Below are 14,672 nucleotides of genomic sequence, written 5' to 3'. Positions count from 1 at the left end.
TTTTGGTTGCTGCAGCTACCAAAAAGGCGCACGGGCGGCGGAGCCGCCTACGCCTTCAGGGACGCCGGCGGGGTGAAGCGCTCGCCGTACTTGGCGGCGAGTTCTTCGGCACGCTTCACGAAGCCGGCCCGGCCGCCTTCGTAACCCTGGATGTACTGCGACACACCGCCGGTCCAGGCGGGGAAGCCGATTCCCATGATGGAGCCGATGTTGGCGTCGGCGGTGGTGAGGAGCACGCCTTCGTCGAAGCATTTCTGCGTCTCGATGGCCTCGATGAACAGCATGCGTTCGATGAGGTCCTGGAACGGGACTTCGAGTTCCTTGGAACCGAAGTTCTCCCGCAGCCCGGACCACAGGCCGGTGCGCTTGCCGTCGGCGTAGTCGTAGAAGCCGGCGCCGCCGAGTTTGCCCTTGCGGTCGAACTTGTCGACCATCGTGTTGATGACGTCGCCTGCCGGATCGACGGGCAGTTCCTTGCCTTCGGCCTTCGCAGCTTCGGCGGTTTCCTTGCGGATCTTCTGCATCAGCGTGAGGTTCAGCTCGTCCGACAGCTGCAGCGGCGCCGCCGGGTAGCCGGCCTGGAGGCCTGCCTGCTCGATGGTGGCGGGCTCGATGCCCTCCGCCAGCATGGCGATGGCCTCGTTGATGAACGTGCCGATGACGCGGGAGGTGAAGAAGCCGCGCGAGTCGTTGACGACGATCGGCGTCTTGCGGATGGCCTGCACGTAGTCGAAGACGCGGGCGAGGGCCTCGTCGGACGTCTTCTCGCCGCGGATGATCTCGACGAGCGGCATCTTGTCGACGGGCGAGAAGAAGTGGATTCCGATGAAGTCCTCTTGACGCTTCACACCGGTCGCCAGGCCGGTGATCGGCAGGGTCGACGTGTTGGAGCCGAGCAGCGCCTTCGGGTCGACGACGTCCTCGATCTCCTGGAACACCTTGTGCTTCAGATCCTGTGACTCGAACACGGCCTCGATGACGAAGTCGACTCCGGCGAAATCGGCGGGATCGGCGGTCGGCGTGATGCGGTCGAGAAGAGTCTTCGACTTCTCTTCGGTGGTCTTGCCGCGCGACAGTGCCTTGGCCTCGATGCTCTCGGAGTACGCCTTGCCCTTGTTCGCGGCCTCGATGGTGACGTCCTTGAGGACGACGTCGAAGCCGGCCTTCGCGGACACGTACGCGATTCCTGCGCCCATCATGCCGGCGCCGAGCACGCCGATCTTGGTGATCGGGGTCTTCTCGATGCCCTCGGGGCGGGAGGCCCCGGAGTTGATGGCCTGCAGGTCGAAGAAGAACGCCTGGATCATGTTCTTCGCGACCTGGCCGGTGACCAGCGACGTGAAGTAGCGGGCCTCGATGAGGAGCGCGTTGTCGATGTCGACCTGCGAGCCCTCGACGGCGGCGGCCATGATGGCGCGCGGTGCCGGCATCGGGGCGCCCTTGAGCTGCTTGCGCAGGTTCGCGGGAAACGCCGGCAGGTTGGCGGCGAATGCCGGGGTGGACGGGGTGCCGCCGGGAATCCGGTAGCCCTTCTTGTCCCACGGCTGGACGCCGCCCTCGGGGTTGGCCTTGATCCACGCCTTCGCGGCGGGCACGAGTTCCTCGACGGAGGACACGACCTCGTCGACGAGCCCGACCTCCTTGGCCTGCACCGGTCCCCGCTGCTGACCCTGGAGCAGCACCTGCATGAGCGCGTTCTGCAGACCGAGCATGCGGACAGTGCGGACGACGCCACCGCCGCCGGGCAGCAGGCCGAGCGTGACCTCGGGCAGGCCGATCTTGACGCCCTTCACGTCCGCGGCGACGCGGTGATGCGTGGCCAGGGCGATCTCGAGTCCGCCGCCGAGCGCGGCACCGTTGATAGCGGCGACGACGGGCTTGCCGAGCGTCTCGAGGCGGCGCAGGTCCGATTTGATCGCGACGCTGTGGCTGTAGATCTCGTCGGCGTTCTCCGGGCCGACCTTGATCATGTTCTTCAGGTCGCCGCCGGCGAAGAACGTCTTCTTGCCGGACGTGATGACGACACCGGTGATGGCGTCCTTCTCGTCGACGAGGCGGTCGACGGTCGCCTTCATCGAGGAGATGTAGGCGTCGTTCATGGTGTTCGCGCCCTGGTTGGGATCGTCGATGGTGAGCACGACGATGCCGTCGGCGTCCTGCTCCCAGTTGATGATGTTCTGCTCGCTCACTGCTTCAAGTCTCCTGATGGTCCGGGCGGTCAGACGCGCTCGATGATGGTGGCGACGCCCATACCGCCGCCGATGCACAGGGTGATGAGGGCGTACCGGGCATTGCGACGCTCGAGCTCGTCGATCATGGTGCCGGTGATCATGGCGCCGGTGGCTCCGAGCGGGTGACCCATCGCGATGGCACCGCCGTTGACGTTGAGCTTCTCGTCGGGGATGTTCAGGTCCTTCTGGAACTTGAGCACCACGGACGCGAACGCCTCGTTGATCTCGAACAGGTCGATGTCGTCGACGGTCAGACCGGCGGCAGCGAGCACCTTCTTCGACGCAGGCGTCGGGCCGGTGAGCATGATCGTGGAGTCGGCGCCGCTGGTGGCCGTCGCGACGACGCGGGCGCGGGGGGTCAGGCTCATGTCCTTGCCGGCCTGCTCGGATCCGACGAGGACCAGTGCGGCGCCGTCGACGATGCCGGAGCTGTTGCCGCCGTGGTGGACGTGGTTGATCTTCTCGACCCAGTGGTACTTCTGCAGCGACACGGCGTCGAAGCCACCCATCTCACCGACTCCGGCGAAGGACGGGGTGAGGCCCGCGAGGTTCTCGAGGGTGGTGCCGGGACGCATGTGCTCGTCCTGGTCGAGGACGGTGAGCCCGTTGATGTCCTTCACCGGGACGACGGACTTGGCGAAGTAGCCGCCGGTCCACGCCTTCGCGGCGAGGTCCTGCGAGCGGACGGCATACGCGTCGACGTCCTCGCGGGAGAAGCCCTCGATGGTGGCGATCAGGTCGGCGCCCACCCCCTGGGGGACGAAGTAGTTGTCGTAGTTGGTGGCCGGGTCGAGCGCCCACGGTCCGCCGTCGGAGCCCATCGGCACGCGGGACATCGACTCGACGCCACCGGCGATGACGAGTTCGTCCCAGCCGGAGCGCACCTTCTGCGCCGCGGTATTGACGGCCTCGAGGCCGGACGCACAGAACCGGTTGAGCTGGACGCCGCCGACGGTGTCGGGCAGTCCGGCGTCGTTGACCGCGACGCGGGCGATGTCCATGCCCTGGTCGCCGACGGGGGTGACGACACCGAGGATCAGGTCCGAGATGCGATCTTCGTCGAGGTCGGGGAAGCGGGCGCGGAGCTCGTCGATCAGGCCGGTGACCAGCGAGATCGGCTTGACCGAGTGCAGCGAACCGGTCTTCTTTCCGCGGCCGCGCGGGGTGCGGATGGCTTCATAAATGAATGCCTCTGTGGTCACTGTGAAGTGTTCCTTCCTTATTTGCGTCGACGCCGACCGTGCACACGGCGCTCTGCACGGGGCATACCCCGGCACGTCCACCTTAGAACGTGTTGCAAAACCAGAGGAAGGACCAAAGCGATCCTGGATCGTGACCCAGGCGATCACGATCGACGGATCTGCGCCCTGCCGGGCCCGCCCGTTCGTGCTGTAATGACGCGGCGCTCGACCCGATTGTCCCGCCGGCAACTGTTCGGCGCCGCGACCGCGGGTGCGGTGACCGCAACCGGACTGGGACGCACTGCCGCGTCCGCATATCCGACCCGGCACTCCTCAGCGAGGTCGAGGCGGCGTCGCTGCTGCAGTCCCGGGCGCTGCATCCGCGCGAACTGCTCGACGCGTGCCTGTCGCGCAGCGCCGCACACGACGGCGGCATCGGGTCGTGGATCCGGATCTATCCCGAGCAGGCGTACGAGGCCGCGGAGTCTGCCGCACAGCGACTGGCCGCCGGTCCGGCTCCGCTGGTCTGCGGTTTGCCGATCGCGTTGAAGGACCTCTACGCGGTGGCCGGGCTGCCGGTGAGGCGTCGAGCGGCGTCCTCGCGGGCAACATCGCCGCAGGCGATTCCGGAGTGTGGCGGCAGCTGCGCGACGCGGGCGCGGTGCTGATGGGCCACCTGGCAGGCGTCGACATCGACGACCCCACTACGACGGTAGGTCCGGACGTTCCCGCGGACGGCTACCCGCTCGCCGCCGTCGGCGGGTCACAAGCGCTGTCCGGCAAGCGGTTCGGGCTCCCGCTCAGTGTCGGCGACGACCGGCCCGGCGCCCTCGGGGCGCTGTTCTCCGGCTTCCTCGACGTCATCCGCGGCCTGGGCGGTGCGATCGTCGACGTGACCGAGCCTGACGTTCCCCAGGGACTGCTGAGCGGGGACTATGCCGAGTTCGGCTCGTATCACCGGCAATTCGCGGACCGGATCACGGACTACGGACCGGAGTCGGCGCTGGCCGCGACCGCGGCGGTGGCGAGCCTCGCGCTGCCCGTCGCCGACTACTTCGCACTCGAACGCGCACGCCTGCGCTTCCAGCACGACTACAACCGGATGTTCGCGGAGCACCGACTGGATGCGATCCTGCGCCCCGGCCGCGTCACCGATGGGGTGCGCCGCGACGCACTGCCCGACTCGAGCGTGTTCGACAGGGCGCGGGAGAACTACTTCTGGGCCAACTACACGGGTGCGCCGGTGGTCTGCACGCCGGTGGGCAGGTCCGCGGCCACCGGCATTCCGTTCGGGGTGCAGCTGGGCGGGGTTCCGTGGTCCGAGGCGGCGCTGAACTCCATCGTCCTGGAACTGCAGGAGGCGCAGCCTGTGTGGCGGGAGGCACCGCCACACGGCCCGTCGCCCCGGCGGATCCCCGAGGTGCGGGTCGCGGCGCCCGGCGCCGGACCCACCGCCACCAACACCGACGACACCGGACCGGGATTCCGGTTCGTTCCGACGACCTCGACCGCGGCGGTGTGACGGCGCGGCGTCAGCCCTCGAGCTTCTTGGCCCCGAGCATGTCCTTGAGCAGTTCGAACGCCACGTCTTCCGGGTCGCGGCGCGTGGCGGGGTCGACGGGCTCGGCCGCCTCGGCGAACATCTCTTCCTCGTCCTCCGGTGTGGAGACGGGCGGCGTCGACGACACGGCCTCGTAATCGACGGGACCGGGATCGTCCGGGTAGTCGGGAGCTTCCGGCGGCGGGATGTCGTCGTCGGGCTCCGACGACGGACGAGCCTGGGCCGCACCCGTATCAGAGGGCCGGGTGTCGGACTGCTGCTGTGGCGGGCGCTGCGCCGCCCTCTCCTGGCTGGGCCGGGAGAACCGGGGCGCGCCGGCCGGTTTCGTCGGCGCGGCGGCGGCCTTCGCCACCGGTGGCGGCGGCGCCGTCGGAGCACCTGCCTGATACTCCACTTCCCAGGAGCCGCCGAACATCTCGGACAGGACCTCGGCGAGCACCCGGGCATTGTGCGGCGACGCGATGCGCGCGCCCAGGTTGGGGACGGGATGCGCCAGGATCAGGCGGTTGCCCTGCACGTCGTGCACCGTCGCGGCGGACAACATCGCGGGCAGGATTTTGTTCCGCTGACTCACCTTCTCGCGCAGCGAATTCCAGGCCTCGCGCAAGGTGGCGGCATCCGGACCCGCAGCAGCGGCGGGGGCCACCTCCATCTCGGGTGCGAGCGGCTCCGGCCCGGGCTCCGGTTCTGGGGCAGGACTGGGTACGGGAGCGGGCTCGGGTTCCGGGACGGGAACCGGCGTCGGCTCAGGCGTCGGTTCCGGGACAGGAACAGGCGTCGGCTCGGGCTCGGGCGCGGGAACGGGCGTCGGCTCGGGGGTCGGCTCCGGTTCGGGAGTCGGCACAGGCTCCGGCGTCGGTTCCGGCTCCGGGACGGGCGCCGGCTCGGGTTCCGGGACGGGCCGCGGCATCGGCTCGGGTTCCGGCTCCGGCGGCGGGGGCACGGTGGCGGCCGCGGCCTGGCGCATCGACGGACGCTGAAACTTCGGTTCCGGTTCGGGCTCCGCGGGCCGTTCGGGCGCACGAGTCGGCGCCGCGGCGGGACGGGCCCCGTCGACGGCCGGCGTTGCCCCGGCGGGCGGAAGTCCGCGTTCGACGCGTTCGAGTCTTTGCAGCACGGCGGACTCCGCATCGGACGCCGACGGCAGCAGCATCCGGGCGCACATCACCTCGAGCAGGAGCCGGGGAGCGGTGGCGCCGCGCATCTCGCCGAGACCGGCGTGCATCACCTCGGCGTAGCGGGTGAGCGTGGCGGGACCGATCCGCTGGACCTGGGCTCGCATGTGCTCGAGCACGTCACCGGGCGCGTCGACCAGGCCGCGTTCGGCGGCGTCGGGCACCGCCTGCATCAGGATGAGGTCGCGCACCCGCTCGAGCAGGTCGACAGCGAAGCGGCGTGGGTCGTGCCCGGCGTCCATCACGCGGTCGACCGTCCCGAACAGCGCTGCGCCGTCGCCGGACGCCAGCGCGTCCACGGCGTCGTCGATCAGTGCGACGTCGGTGACGCCGAGCAGCGCGAGCGCGCGGGGGTAGGTGACACCCTCGTCTCCGGCGCCGGCGAGGAGCTGGTCGAGGATGCTCAGCGAGTCACGCGGCGAACCGCCGCCCGCTCGGATGACCAGCGGATACACCGGGTCCGCGACCGGGACGCTCTCCTGCTGGCAGATCTTCTCCAGCAGTCCCCGCATGGTGGCCGGGGCGAGCAGGCGGAACGGGTAGTGATGGGTGCGCGAACGGATGGTCGGCAGCACCTTTTCGGGCTCGGTGGTGGCGAAGATGAAGATGAGGTGTTCCGGCGGTTCCTCCACGATCTTGAGGAGGGCGTTGAACCCGGCCGTGGTGACCATGTGCGCCTCGTCGACGATGAACACCCGGTACCGCGACTCGGCGGGCGCGTAGAACGCGCGGTCACGCAGCTCACGGGTGTCGTCGACGCCACCGTGGCTGGCCGCGTCGAGTTCGGTGACGTCGAGGTTGCCCGACCCGCCGGGGCCGAGCGCCACACACGAGGGGCACTGGCCGCACGGCGTCGAGGTGGGGCCCTCCACGCAGTTCAGCGATCGGGCGAGGATGCGGGCAGACGACGTCTTGCCGCAGCCGCGGGGACCGGAGAACAGATACGCGTGGTTGATCCGTCCGGCGTCGAGGGCGATGCTCAGTGGTTCGGTGACGTGCTCCTGCCCCACCACCTCGGCGAAGGATGCGGGTCGGTACTTCCGGTACAGGGCCACGCGGAAAGACTACCGGCGGGCCCCGACAGCTCGGCCCCGGTGGTCGAAGCACCCGGTCGGGACGCTACTCACAGGCAGAAATCCGGCCTGATCGGATTGTGTAACACGTTCGCAACGCATCGGCATCACAGTGGAAACCGCCCGCGGTCATCGTGATTTTCCGCGCCTGGTTTCGTCCGGGTGTGTGAGGAGAATGTCGTGCCTGCAATCGACGCCGGAGCTACCGCCTGGCTTCTGATCAGTACCGCGCTGGTCCTGCTGATGACTCCGGGGCTCGCTCTGTTCTACGGCGGGATGGTCCGTTCCACCGGCGTACTGAACATGATCATGATGAGTTTCGTGTCGATCGCGCTGGTCACGGTCGCCTGGCTGGTGGCCGGGTACTCCCTCATCTTCGGCGACGACATCGGCGGCGGCCTGATCGGCGGGTTGGAACACCTGGGGATGGCGGGTATCGACCCGACCACCGTTCACGGGCAGGTCCCCGAGATCCTGTTCGCCACGTTCCAGCTGACGTTCGCGATCATCACGGCCGCGCTGATCAGCGGCGCGATCGCCGACCGGGCCAAGTTCTCGGCCTGGATGATCTTCGTGCCCGTCTGGGCCCTCGTCGTCTATGCACCCGTCGCGCACTGGGTGTGGAATCCGCAGGGCTGGATCGCGCAGTTCGGCGCCCTCGACTACGCAGGCGGGCTGGTCGTCGAGATCGTGTCGGGCGCGTCCGGCCTGGCATTGGCGCTGGTCCTGGGCCCGCGGCTCGGATTCAAATCCGAGTCGATGCGCCCCCACAACCTGCCGCTGGTGCTGCTGGGCGTCGGCCTGCTGTGGTTCGGCTGGTTCGGTTTCAACGCGGGCTCGGCGCTCGCCGCCGACGGAACCGCCGCCGCGATCTTCCTGAACACCCTCGTCGCCGGATGCACCGGCCTGCTCGGCTGGCTGCTCGTCGAGCAGAAGCGCGATGGTCACCCCACCACGTTCGGCGCGGCGTCCGGCGTCGTCGCGGGCCTGGTCGCGATCACCCCGTCCTGCGGCACCGTGAGCATGGTCGGTGCGGTGGTCGTCGGTGCGGTGGCGGGTGTGGTCTGCTCGTTCGCGGTCGGCTGGAAGTTCCGCCTCGGTTACGACGACTCGCTCGACGTCGTGGGTGTCCACCTCATGGGCGGCATCGTCGGCACGATCCTGATCGGCCTGCTGGCCACCGAGGTGATGACCGGCGGACCGGAAGGCCTGCTGTACGGGGGCGGGTTCGCCCAGCTCGGCAAGCAGCTGGTCGCGGTGGTGGTCGTCGCGCTGTACGCGTTCGGCGTGACGTTCGCGCTGGGCAAGCTGATCGACCGCCTCTTCGGTTTCCGGGTGAGCCGAGAGGACGAGTCCTCCGGCATCGACCTCGCGCTGCACGCCGAATCGGCCTACGAACACGGCGTGCTCGGCCACGGACCGATCGGCGGCGGCCAGGGCAACAGCGTGTTCCCGTGGATGCACGAGGCCGAACGCAGGCGGCAACTCGAAGCGGAACAGAATCAGAAGCCGTCCGACACGGAGTAGCGGCGGCTACTTCTTCGGCGCTGCCGTAGCCCTGGCTATTTCTTCTTCGCTGCCGCGGCCTTCTTCGCCTCGGCCTTCGCGGCCTTCTTGAACTCACGGACCTCGTGGAGACTCGTGTCGTCGACGACGTCCGCGATGGACCGCCGAGACCCCTCGGTGCCGTAGTCGCCGGCGGCCTCGCGCCAGCCCTTCGGCTCCACCCCGATCTGCTTGCCGAGCAGCGCCAGGAAGATGCGGGCCTTCTGGTCGCCGTACCCCGGCAGCGCCTTCAGACGCTTCAGCACCTCTTTGCCGTCGGGGTCGCCGCTCGTCCACACCGCTTCGACGCTGCCGTCGTAGTTCTCGACGAGGAACGCGCACAACGACTGGATGCGGGTAGCCATCGATCCGGGGAACCGGTGCACGGCCGGGGTCTGCGAGCAGACGGCCGCGAACTCCTCCGGATCCATCTCCGCGATGCGGTGCACCTCGAGCCCGCCGAGCCGGTCGTCCAGCTTCTTCGGGCCCGCGAACGCCGTCTCCATCGGAACCTGCTGATCGAGCAACATCCCGATGAGCAGCGCCAGCGGATCACTCGCCAGGAGTGCGTCGGCGTCCGGGTCCCCTACCAGATTCAGCGTGCGTGCCATGGGTTCGATCCTGCCATCCCACGATCGGGCGGGTGCCCCCTTCACCTCGACGCGCGGTTTATTCACAGAGTTATCCACATCACTGCATTACCGGTCGGTACGTTTCAGCATCGCCGCCACGCCGGCGACGAGACCGTCGCGCCAGTGCAGGACGTCGTGGCCTCCGCAGAACTCCCGGTACCGCACGTGGTGGCCGGTTTCCCGCACGAAGGTCGCGCACGTCGCGGTTGGGTTCGACGAGCATCCATTCGAGGGCCCCGACCTCCAGGTCGAACCGGCTGCCCGATGCCGGCGTCGCCCGGACCCGGTCCTGGAACGGGACGCCCGGCCCCGATCCGGGCCACCAGAAGGATCCGGACAGACTGACGGCACACCCGAACGTGTGCGGCGCCGTCAGTGCGAGGTAGCAGGCCGTCGATCCGCCCAGGCTGCAGCCGGCGACGATGGTCGACGCCGGGTTGCCGGTGGCGGCCCATTCGCGCCGCAGCCAGGGCAGTAGTGGCGCCGGTGAGATCGGCGGCGAACTCGGCGCCGCATCCCAGTTCCTGGGTGCTGAGGCGATCGCGCCCGTCGTGGTGCTGCGGTACGACGACAAGTCGTGGCAGGACCTCAGCGGTCAGATCCGGCGGCCATCGGGGCTGCCCGCCGACATCAGCGCCGCCGACAAGGGCGTCATGGCCGGCCGCAAGGACGTCGTGCCGGTCGGGCAGGAGAACCTGCCGCGGGCGGTGCCCGGCAACACCACGTTCATCGTGATCGGTGACGCGGCGGACGCCGAGCGGTTCCTCGCGGATCCGACGTTGCAGCAGACGCCGTCCGTAGAGAAGCAGGTGATCGCGCTCGGCAAGGACAGCTTCCGCCTCGACTACTACAGCGCCTCCAACCTGATCGACCGCGTCACGAGCGCAGTGCGATAGCGCTCACCCGGTGTCGGCGCGGCCGATACCGGGTACGCGACTACGGTCAAGGGACTCCGGTCCGTCGCACGACCCCGAAGGACACCCGATGGCCCAGAACGAAGCCAACCGAGCCAGCGGTATCAGCGGAGCCGTGGATCGCGCAACCGACAGCACCACCTTCGAACGGGTGGCCCGCGCCGGACACGTGATGAGCGGGTTCGTACATCTGCTGATCGCGTACATCATCATCCAGTTGGCGTTCGGCAGCGGTGGCAACGCCGACCAGTCCGGGGCGCTGGGCACGCTGGCCTCCGAACCCGGTGGCCGATTCGCGTTGTGGGCGGCGGCGATCGCGTTCGTCGCGATGGCGCTGTGGCGGCTCGCCGAGACGATCGTCGGGCCGCACCCCTCCGAACAGTCCGACGCGAACGACGACGGAACGTCGGCGATGGACCGAATCAAGGCGTTCAGCCTGGCCGTCGTCTACTTCGCGTTCGCGTTCTCGGCAGTCCAGTTCGCGCGCGGCGGCGGCAAGTCCAGCGGCGAGCAGAACGCCGGGATGAGCGCCCGGCTGATGCAGTCCGGCGGCGGAAAATTCGTCCTGATCGTCGTCGCCCTGGTCGCCATCGGCGTCGGCGTCTACCACATCTACAAGGGGGCGGCGAAGAACTTCCTGGACGACCTGAAGGGCACTCCGTCGAGGTTCGTCGAACCCCTCGGCGTGGTCGGTTACGTCGCCAAGGGGCTCGTCATCGCCGGCGCGGGTGTGCTGGTCATCGTGGCAGTCTTCAACTCCGACCCGTCCAAGGCCACCGGCATCGACGGCGCGGTGAAGACCCTGGGCTCGGCGCCGTTCGGGCAGTTCCTGCTGGTCCTCGCCGCACTGGGCATCGCCGCATACGGTGTGTACAGCTTCGTGATGGCCCGCTACGCCCGGATGTAGTGGAGAGACGCGTCCGGCCGCCCACCCGACGGTGAGCGGCCGGACGGCGATGTCTAGGACTTCGGCAGATCCAGGCGGGACTCGGTGGCCGCGAGCAGCACGCACGTCGCGACACCGTTCATCGACTTGTTCAGATCCTCCAGGGACGGGAAGCTCGGCGCGAGCCGGATGTTCTTGTCCTCGGGATCGACGCCGTACGGGAACGCCGATCCGGCGGCGGTCAGCGCGATCCCCGCGTCCTTCGCCAGCGCGATGACGCGCTTCGCGGTGCCCTCGATGACGTCCAGGCTGATGAAGTATCCGCCCTTCGGCTCCGTCCACGACGCCACCTTGGACGCGCCGAGGCGATCCTCGAGGATCTTCAGGACCAGCGCGAACTTGGGCGCCAGGATCTCGCGGTGCTTCTCCATGTGGGCGCGCACGCCGTCGGCGTCACCGAAGAACCGCAGGTGACGCAGCTGGTTCAGCTTGTCTGGACCGATGCTCTTCTTGCCGAGGTACTTCTCGTACCACGCCAGGTTCGCGGTGGACGAACCGAAGAAGCTGACGCCCGCACCGGCGAACGTGATCTTCGACGTCGACGCGAACACGAGCGGCCGGTTCGGGTGACCCGCCTCCGCGGCCATCCCGAGGACGTCCAGCGACGGCGCCGTCTCACCGACCAGCGGGTGGACGGCGTAGGCGTTGTCCCAGAACAGCCGGAAGTCGGGGGCGGCGGTCGGCATCGACGCCAGCGTCCGCGTGACCTCTTCCGAGTACACCGCGCCAGTGGGGTTGGAATAGTTGGGAACTGCCCACAGCCCCTTGATCTGCGGATCGTTCGCCGCCAGCTCGGCGATGACCGCGACGTCGGGGCCGTCCGGGCGCATCGGCACCGGAATCATCTCGATGCCGTAGGTCTCGGTGATCCCGAAGTGGCGGTCGTAGCCGGGAGCCGGGCACAGGAACTTGACCTTCTCCTCCTGCGACCAGGGGCGCGGGGAGTCGGGGGTGCCGTGCAGCAGGGCGAACACGACGTTGTCGTGCATGATCTCGAGGCTGGCGTTGTTGCCGGCGAGCAGGTTCTCGACGGGGATGCCGAGCAGTTCACCGAAGATGGCGCGCAGTTCCGGCAGCCCGGTGAGCCCGCCGTAATTGCGGGTGTCGGTGCCGTTGCCGTCGCGGAAGTCGCCGTCACCGGGCAGGGACAGCAGCGCCGCCGACAGATCCAGCTGCTCGGGCGAGGGCTTGCCGCGGGTGAGGTCGAGCGTGAGCTTCTCGGTCTTCAGCTGCGCGTAACTCGCAGTCTGGCGCTCGTGCTCCGAAAGTAGTTCCTCATGGCTCATCAACCCGATCTGGGTCTGGTTGGTCATCAGGAGCGGCCTCTCACCGACATCGTGGGTCGGGTATGCGAAAGATAGGGGACCCCGCGCACCCGGCAGAGCCCGTTGACCCTTGCTGCCTTCCGGCCCTGGGGGAGTTCACAGGATGCGCGCCGCGCGGGATCCACCACAGAGTGTAGACGGCCCCGGGCCGTGGCTGGGATCCACCCCGGGTCGCGGCCGACGCCGCACGTCTGACCTCGGCCAGTGCTACGGTCGCCCCCGCATTCGGCCACCTTCGGCAAAGGATCGGGATGAAACTGAGAAGGACAGCACACGCGGCGGTACTCGCTGTCGCCGTGGCAGCACTGTCGGCCTGCGGCGGAGGCGACGACACCTCGGCCGCCTCGGACGCGGTGAGCTGGGACGCGGCCGAGCCGTGCACGCTCGCGGACGATGCGACGCTCGCACCGCTTCTGACGGCGGGCGCCGGCGAAGGCGCCGCAACCGACAGTCCCGAGCGTCGCGCCTGCACGTGGGGCAAGCCCGAGACGCTGAACACGGTGACCGTCACCACGACGAGCGCACCGGAACCGGTCGACGCGTTGCGCACGATCGACGTCGGCGGACTGGAGGGCCGCGCCCTCGCCGAGAGCAAGTACCAGTGCATCCTCGAGGTCAGCACCGACGCCGGAACCCTGTCGATCGAGACGAAATTCGGGCTCGACGCCACCGCGAACCCGGACACGTCCTGCGACCGCTCCGTCCCCCTCGCCGAGTACGCCGCCGACCAGCTGAAGTGGTCGTAGAACCGGCGACTACCTGGCCGTTTAACGGTGAGCCGCCGTCGTTGGGTATGCTCCTCCACGGAGGATTCGCCTAGTGGCCTATGGCGCTCGCCTGGAACGCGGGTTGGGTTAACGCCCTCAGGGGTTCAAATCCCCTATCCTCCGCCACAGGAAGCCCCTGCGAACTGCCGAGAAGCGGTTCGTAGGGGCTTCTTTCGTCGTGTAGGCAGCCCCTCCGTAGCGGACGACCAGACCACGACAGGCGCAACTCGTTATCTTCCTGTTATCGTCTCCCGTGCAGCGTTCGCTGTGCAGTGTGTCGATTCGAGATAAAAGGAACATTCGGATGGCGATTCATCGCACCCGCGCGCTGATCGTGGGCCTCGTCGCAGTATTGGCATCGGGCCTCGTGTCCGTCTTGGCCGGAACCGGCATCGCGCATGCCGACTCGGCCGTGATCTCGGTGTACTCACCGTCGATGGACAAGAACATTCCGGTCAAGGTGCTCAAGGCGGCGGGCGGCGGTCCCGCACCGACCCTGTACCTGCTCGACGGCTTGCGCGCACCGGACGACAACAACGGCTGGTTGATCGAGACCGACGTGGAGAACTTCTTCGCCGGCAAGCACGTCAACGTCGCCATTCCGTTCGGCGGCGGCGGCACGTTCTACTCGGATTGGCTTCGCGACGACCCCAAGCTCGGCCGGGTCAAGTGGGAGACCTTCCTGACGCAGGAACTGCCCCCGGTAATGGCTTCGCAGTTCGGCAGTGACGGCGTGAACAACGCGGTCGCCGGTCTGTCGATGAGCGGCACCTCGGCGTTGAACCTCGCCACGCACCACCCCGACTTCTACAAGGCAGTCGCCTCCTACAGCGGGTACCCGACGGCCAGCTCGCCCGGCTTCGCCCAGGGCATCCAGGTCTCGGTCGGCCAGATGGGCGGCAACGCGCTGAACATGTGGGGCTTCTGGCCGTCGGCGACGTGGCTTCGCAACGACCCGCTGCTCAACGTTGGCGCACTGCGCGGCAAGTCCGTCTACATCTCGTCCGGTGCCGGTTCCGCGGCAGGCGATCCCACCGTCGACCCGGACAGCAAATCGTTCGACCCGGTCAAGTTCTCGCAGACGGTTCCCCTCGAGACCGCCTCGGGTCTGAGCAGTAGGACGTTCGTCCCCGCGGCGAGGGCCGCAGGCGCCAACCTGCAGACGCACATCGCCGACGAGGGCCTCCACACGTGGAACTACTGGCAGGACCGGCTGCACGAGTCCTGGGCCAGCACCCTCGCCCCCGCCCTCGGCACCTCCTAGCGAGACCCCACCCCGCTCCACTGCACAGTGGCCCCCGATCTCCGGATCGGGGGCCACT

12 protein-coding genes, 1 tRNA gene, 1 other RNA gene and 1 pseudogene are annotated in these 14,672 nt (G+C 68.5%); 8 read left to right on the top strand and 7 right to left on the bottom strand.

The genetic code is table 11. The features are described from left to right. Positions 1-47: 47 nt before the first annotated feature. Positions 48-2,189, bottom strand: a complete 2,142-nt coding sequence (locus ACFTWF_RS08400; protein ID WP_378460778.1) for a 3-hydroxyacyl-CoA dehydrogenase NAD-binding domain-containing protein — start codon at positions 2,187-2,189, stop codon at positions 48-50. Between the two features lie 29 nt (positions 2,190-2,218). Beyond that, positions 2,219-3,433, bottom strand: a complete 1,215-nt coding sequence (locus tag ACFTWF_RS08395; protein ID WP_378460777.1) for an acetyl-CoA C-acetyltransferase — start codon at positions 3,431-3,433, stop codon at positions 2,219-2,221. A gap of 158 nt (positions 3,434-3,591) precedes the next feature. On the opposite strand from ACFTWF_RS08395, the gene ACFTWF_RS08390 reads away from it, so the two are divergent. Both ACFTWF_RS08390 and ACFTWF_RS08385 read left to right on the top strand, forming a co-directional pair. Then, on the top strand, positions 3,592-4,080 hold the full coding sequence (locus ACFTWF_RS08390; RefSeq protein ID WP_378460905.1) for an amidase family protein: 489 nt from the start codon (positions 3,592-3,594) through the stop codon (positions 4,078-4,080). Continuing rightward, positions 4,044-4,934 carry an amidase family protein gene (locus tag ACFTWF_RS08385; protein WP_378460776.1) on the top strand — a complete coding sequence of 297 codons (891 nt, stop codon included), beginning with the start codon at positions 4,044-4,046 and terminating at the stop codon, positions 4,932-4,934. Before ACFTWF_RS08390 ends, ACFTWF_RS08385 begins: the two co-directional genes overlap by 37 nt. A gap of 10 nt (positions 4,935-4,944) precedes the next feature. Here ACFTWF_RS08385 and ACFTWF_RS08380 read toward each other — a convergent pair whose 3' ends face one another. Then, positions 4,945-7,203 carry a DNA polymerase III subunit gamma and tau gene (locus tag ACFTWF_RS08380; protein WP_378460775.1) on the bottom strand — a complete coding sequence of 753 codons (2,259 nt, stop codon included), beginning with the start codon at positions 7,201-7,203 and terminating at the stop codon, positions 4,945-4,947. Between the two features lie 198 nt (positions 7,204-7,401). On the opposite strand from ACFTWF_RS08380, the gene ACFTWF_RS08375 reads away from it, so the two are divergent. Beyond that, positions 7,402-8,748 carry an ammonium transporter gene (locus ACFTWF_RS08375; RefSeq protein WP_378460774.1) on the top strand — a complete coding sequence of 449 codons (1,347 nt, stop codon included), beginning with the start codon at positions 7,402-7,404 and terminating at the stop codon, positions 8,746-8,748. Positions 8,749-8,783: 35 nt separating this feature from the next. On the opposite strand, the gene ACFTWF_RS08370 is transcribed toward ACFTWF_RS08375, so the two are convergent. Further along, a complete protein-coding gene (locus ACFTWF_RS08370; protein WP_378460773.1) occupies positions 8,784-9,377 on the bottom strand; it encodes an HhH-GPD-type base excision DNA repair protein in 594 nt (197 codons plus the stop codon). A 385-nt stretch (positions 9,378-9,762) separates the two neighbouring features. Continuing rightward, positions 9,763-9,822, bottom strand: a pseudogene (locus ACFTWF_RS08365) (hypothetical protein); the annotation flags it as partial. Between ACFTWF_RS08365 and ACFTWF_RS08360 the strand changes: the two are divergent. Beyond that, positions 9,821-10,294 carry a hypothetical protein gene (locus ACFTWF_RS08360; protein WP_378460909.1) on the top strand — a complete coding sequence of 158 codons (474 nt, stop codon included), beginning with the start codon at positions 9,821-9,823 and terminating at the stop codon, positions 10,292-10,294. The pseudogene ACFTWF_RS08365 and the gene ACFTWF_RS08360 overlap by 2 nt on opposite strands. An 88-nt stretch (positions 10,295-10,382) precedes the next feature. Beyond that, positions 10,383-11,219, top strand: coding sequence for a DUF1206 domain-containing protein (locus ACFTWF_RS08355; RefSeq protein ID WP_378460772.1), 837 nt, complete (start codon positions 10,383-10,385; stop codon positions 11,217-11,219). Positions 11,220-11,272: 53 nt separating this feature from the next. On the opposite strand, the gene ACFTWF_RS08350 is transcribed toward ACFTWF_RS08355, so the two are convergent. Together ACFTWF_RS08350 and ffs are read right to left on the bottom strand one after the other, a co-directional pair. Then, entirely contained in the window at positions 11,273-12,571 is a 1,299-nt protein-coding gene (locus ACFTWF_RS08350; protein ID WP_378460771.1) for an aminotransferase class I/II-fold pyridoxal phosphate-dependent enzyme, read from the bottom strand. A gap of 43 nt (positions 12,572-12,614) precedes the next feature. After that, positions 12,615-12,709: signal recognition particle sRNA small type (ffs, locus tag ACFTWF_RS08345), an RNA gene on the bottom strand. A 125-nt stretch (positions 12,710-12,834) separates the two neighbouring features. Here ffs and ACFTWF_RS08340 point away from each other — a divergent pair. From ACFTWF_RS08340 to ACFTWF_RS08330, 3 genes are all read left to right on the top strand, one after another. Then, a complete protein-coding gene (locus ACFTWF_RS08340; protein ID WP_378460770.1) occupies positions 12,835-13,329 on the top strand; it encodes a DUF3558 family protein in 495 nt (164 codons plus the stop codon). Between the two features lie 59 nt (positions 13,330-13,388). Then, positions 13,389-13,476: transfer RNA gene (locus ACFTWF_RS08335), tRNA-Ser, on the top strand. A 178-nt stretch (positions 13,477-13,654) separates the two neighbouring features. Further along, positions 13,655-14,614, top strand: a complete 960-nt coding sequence (locus tag ACFTWF_RS08330; protein WP_378460769.1) for an alpha/beta hydrolase — start codon at positions 13,655-13,657, stop codon at positions 14,612-14,614. Positions 14,615-14,672 lie beyond the last annotated feature (58 nt).

Source organism: Rhodococcus sp. NPDC056960 (assembly GCF_042674125.1).
Classification (GTDB): domain Bacteria; phylum Actinomycetota; class Actinomycetes; order Mycobacteriales; family Mycobacteriaceae; genus Rhodococcus_F.
Note: the sequence above shows the minus strand (reverse complement) of the source record. Positions and strands in the feature narration are given on the sequence as shown.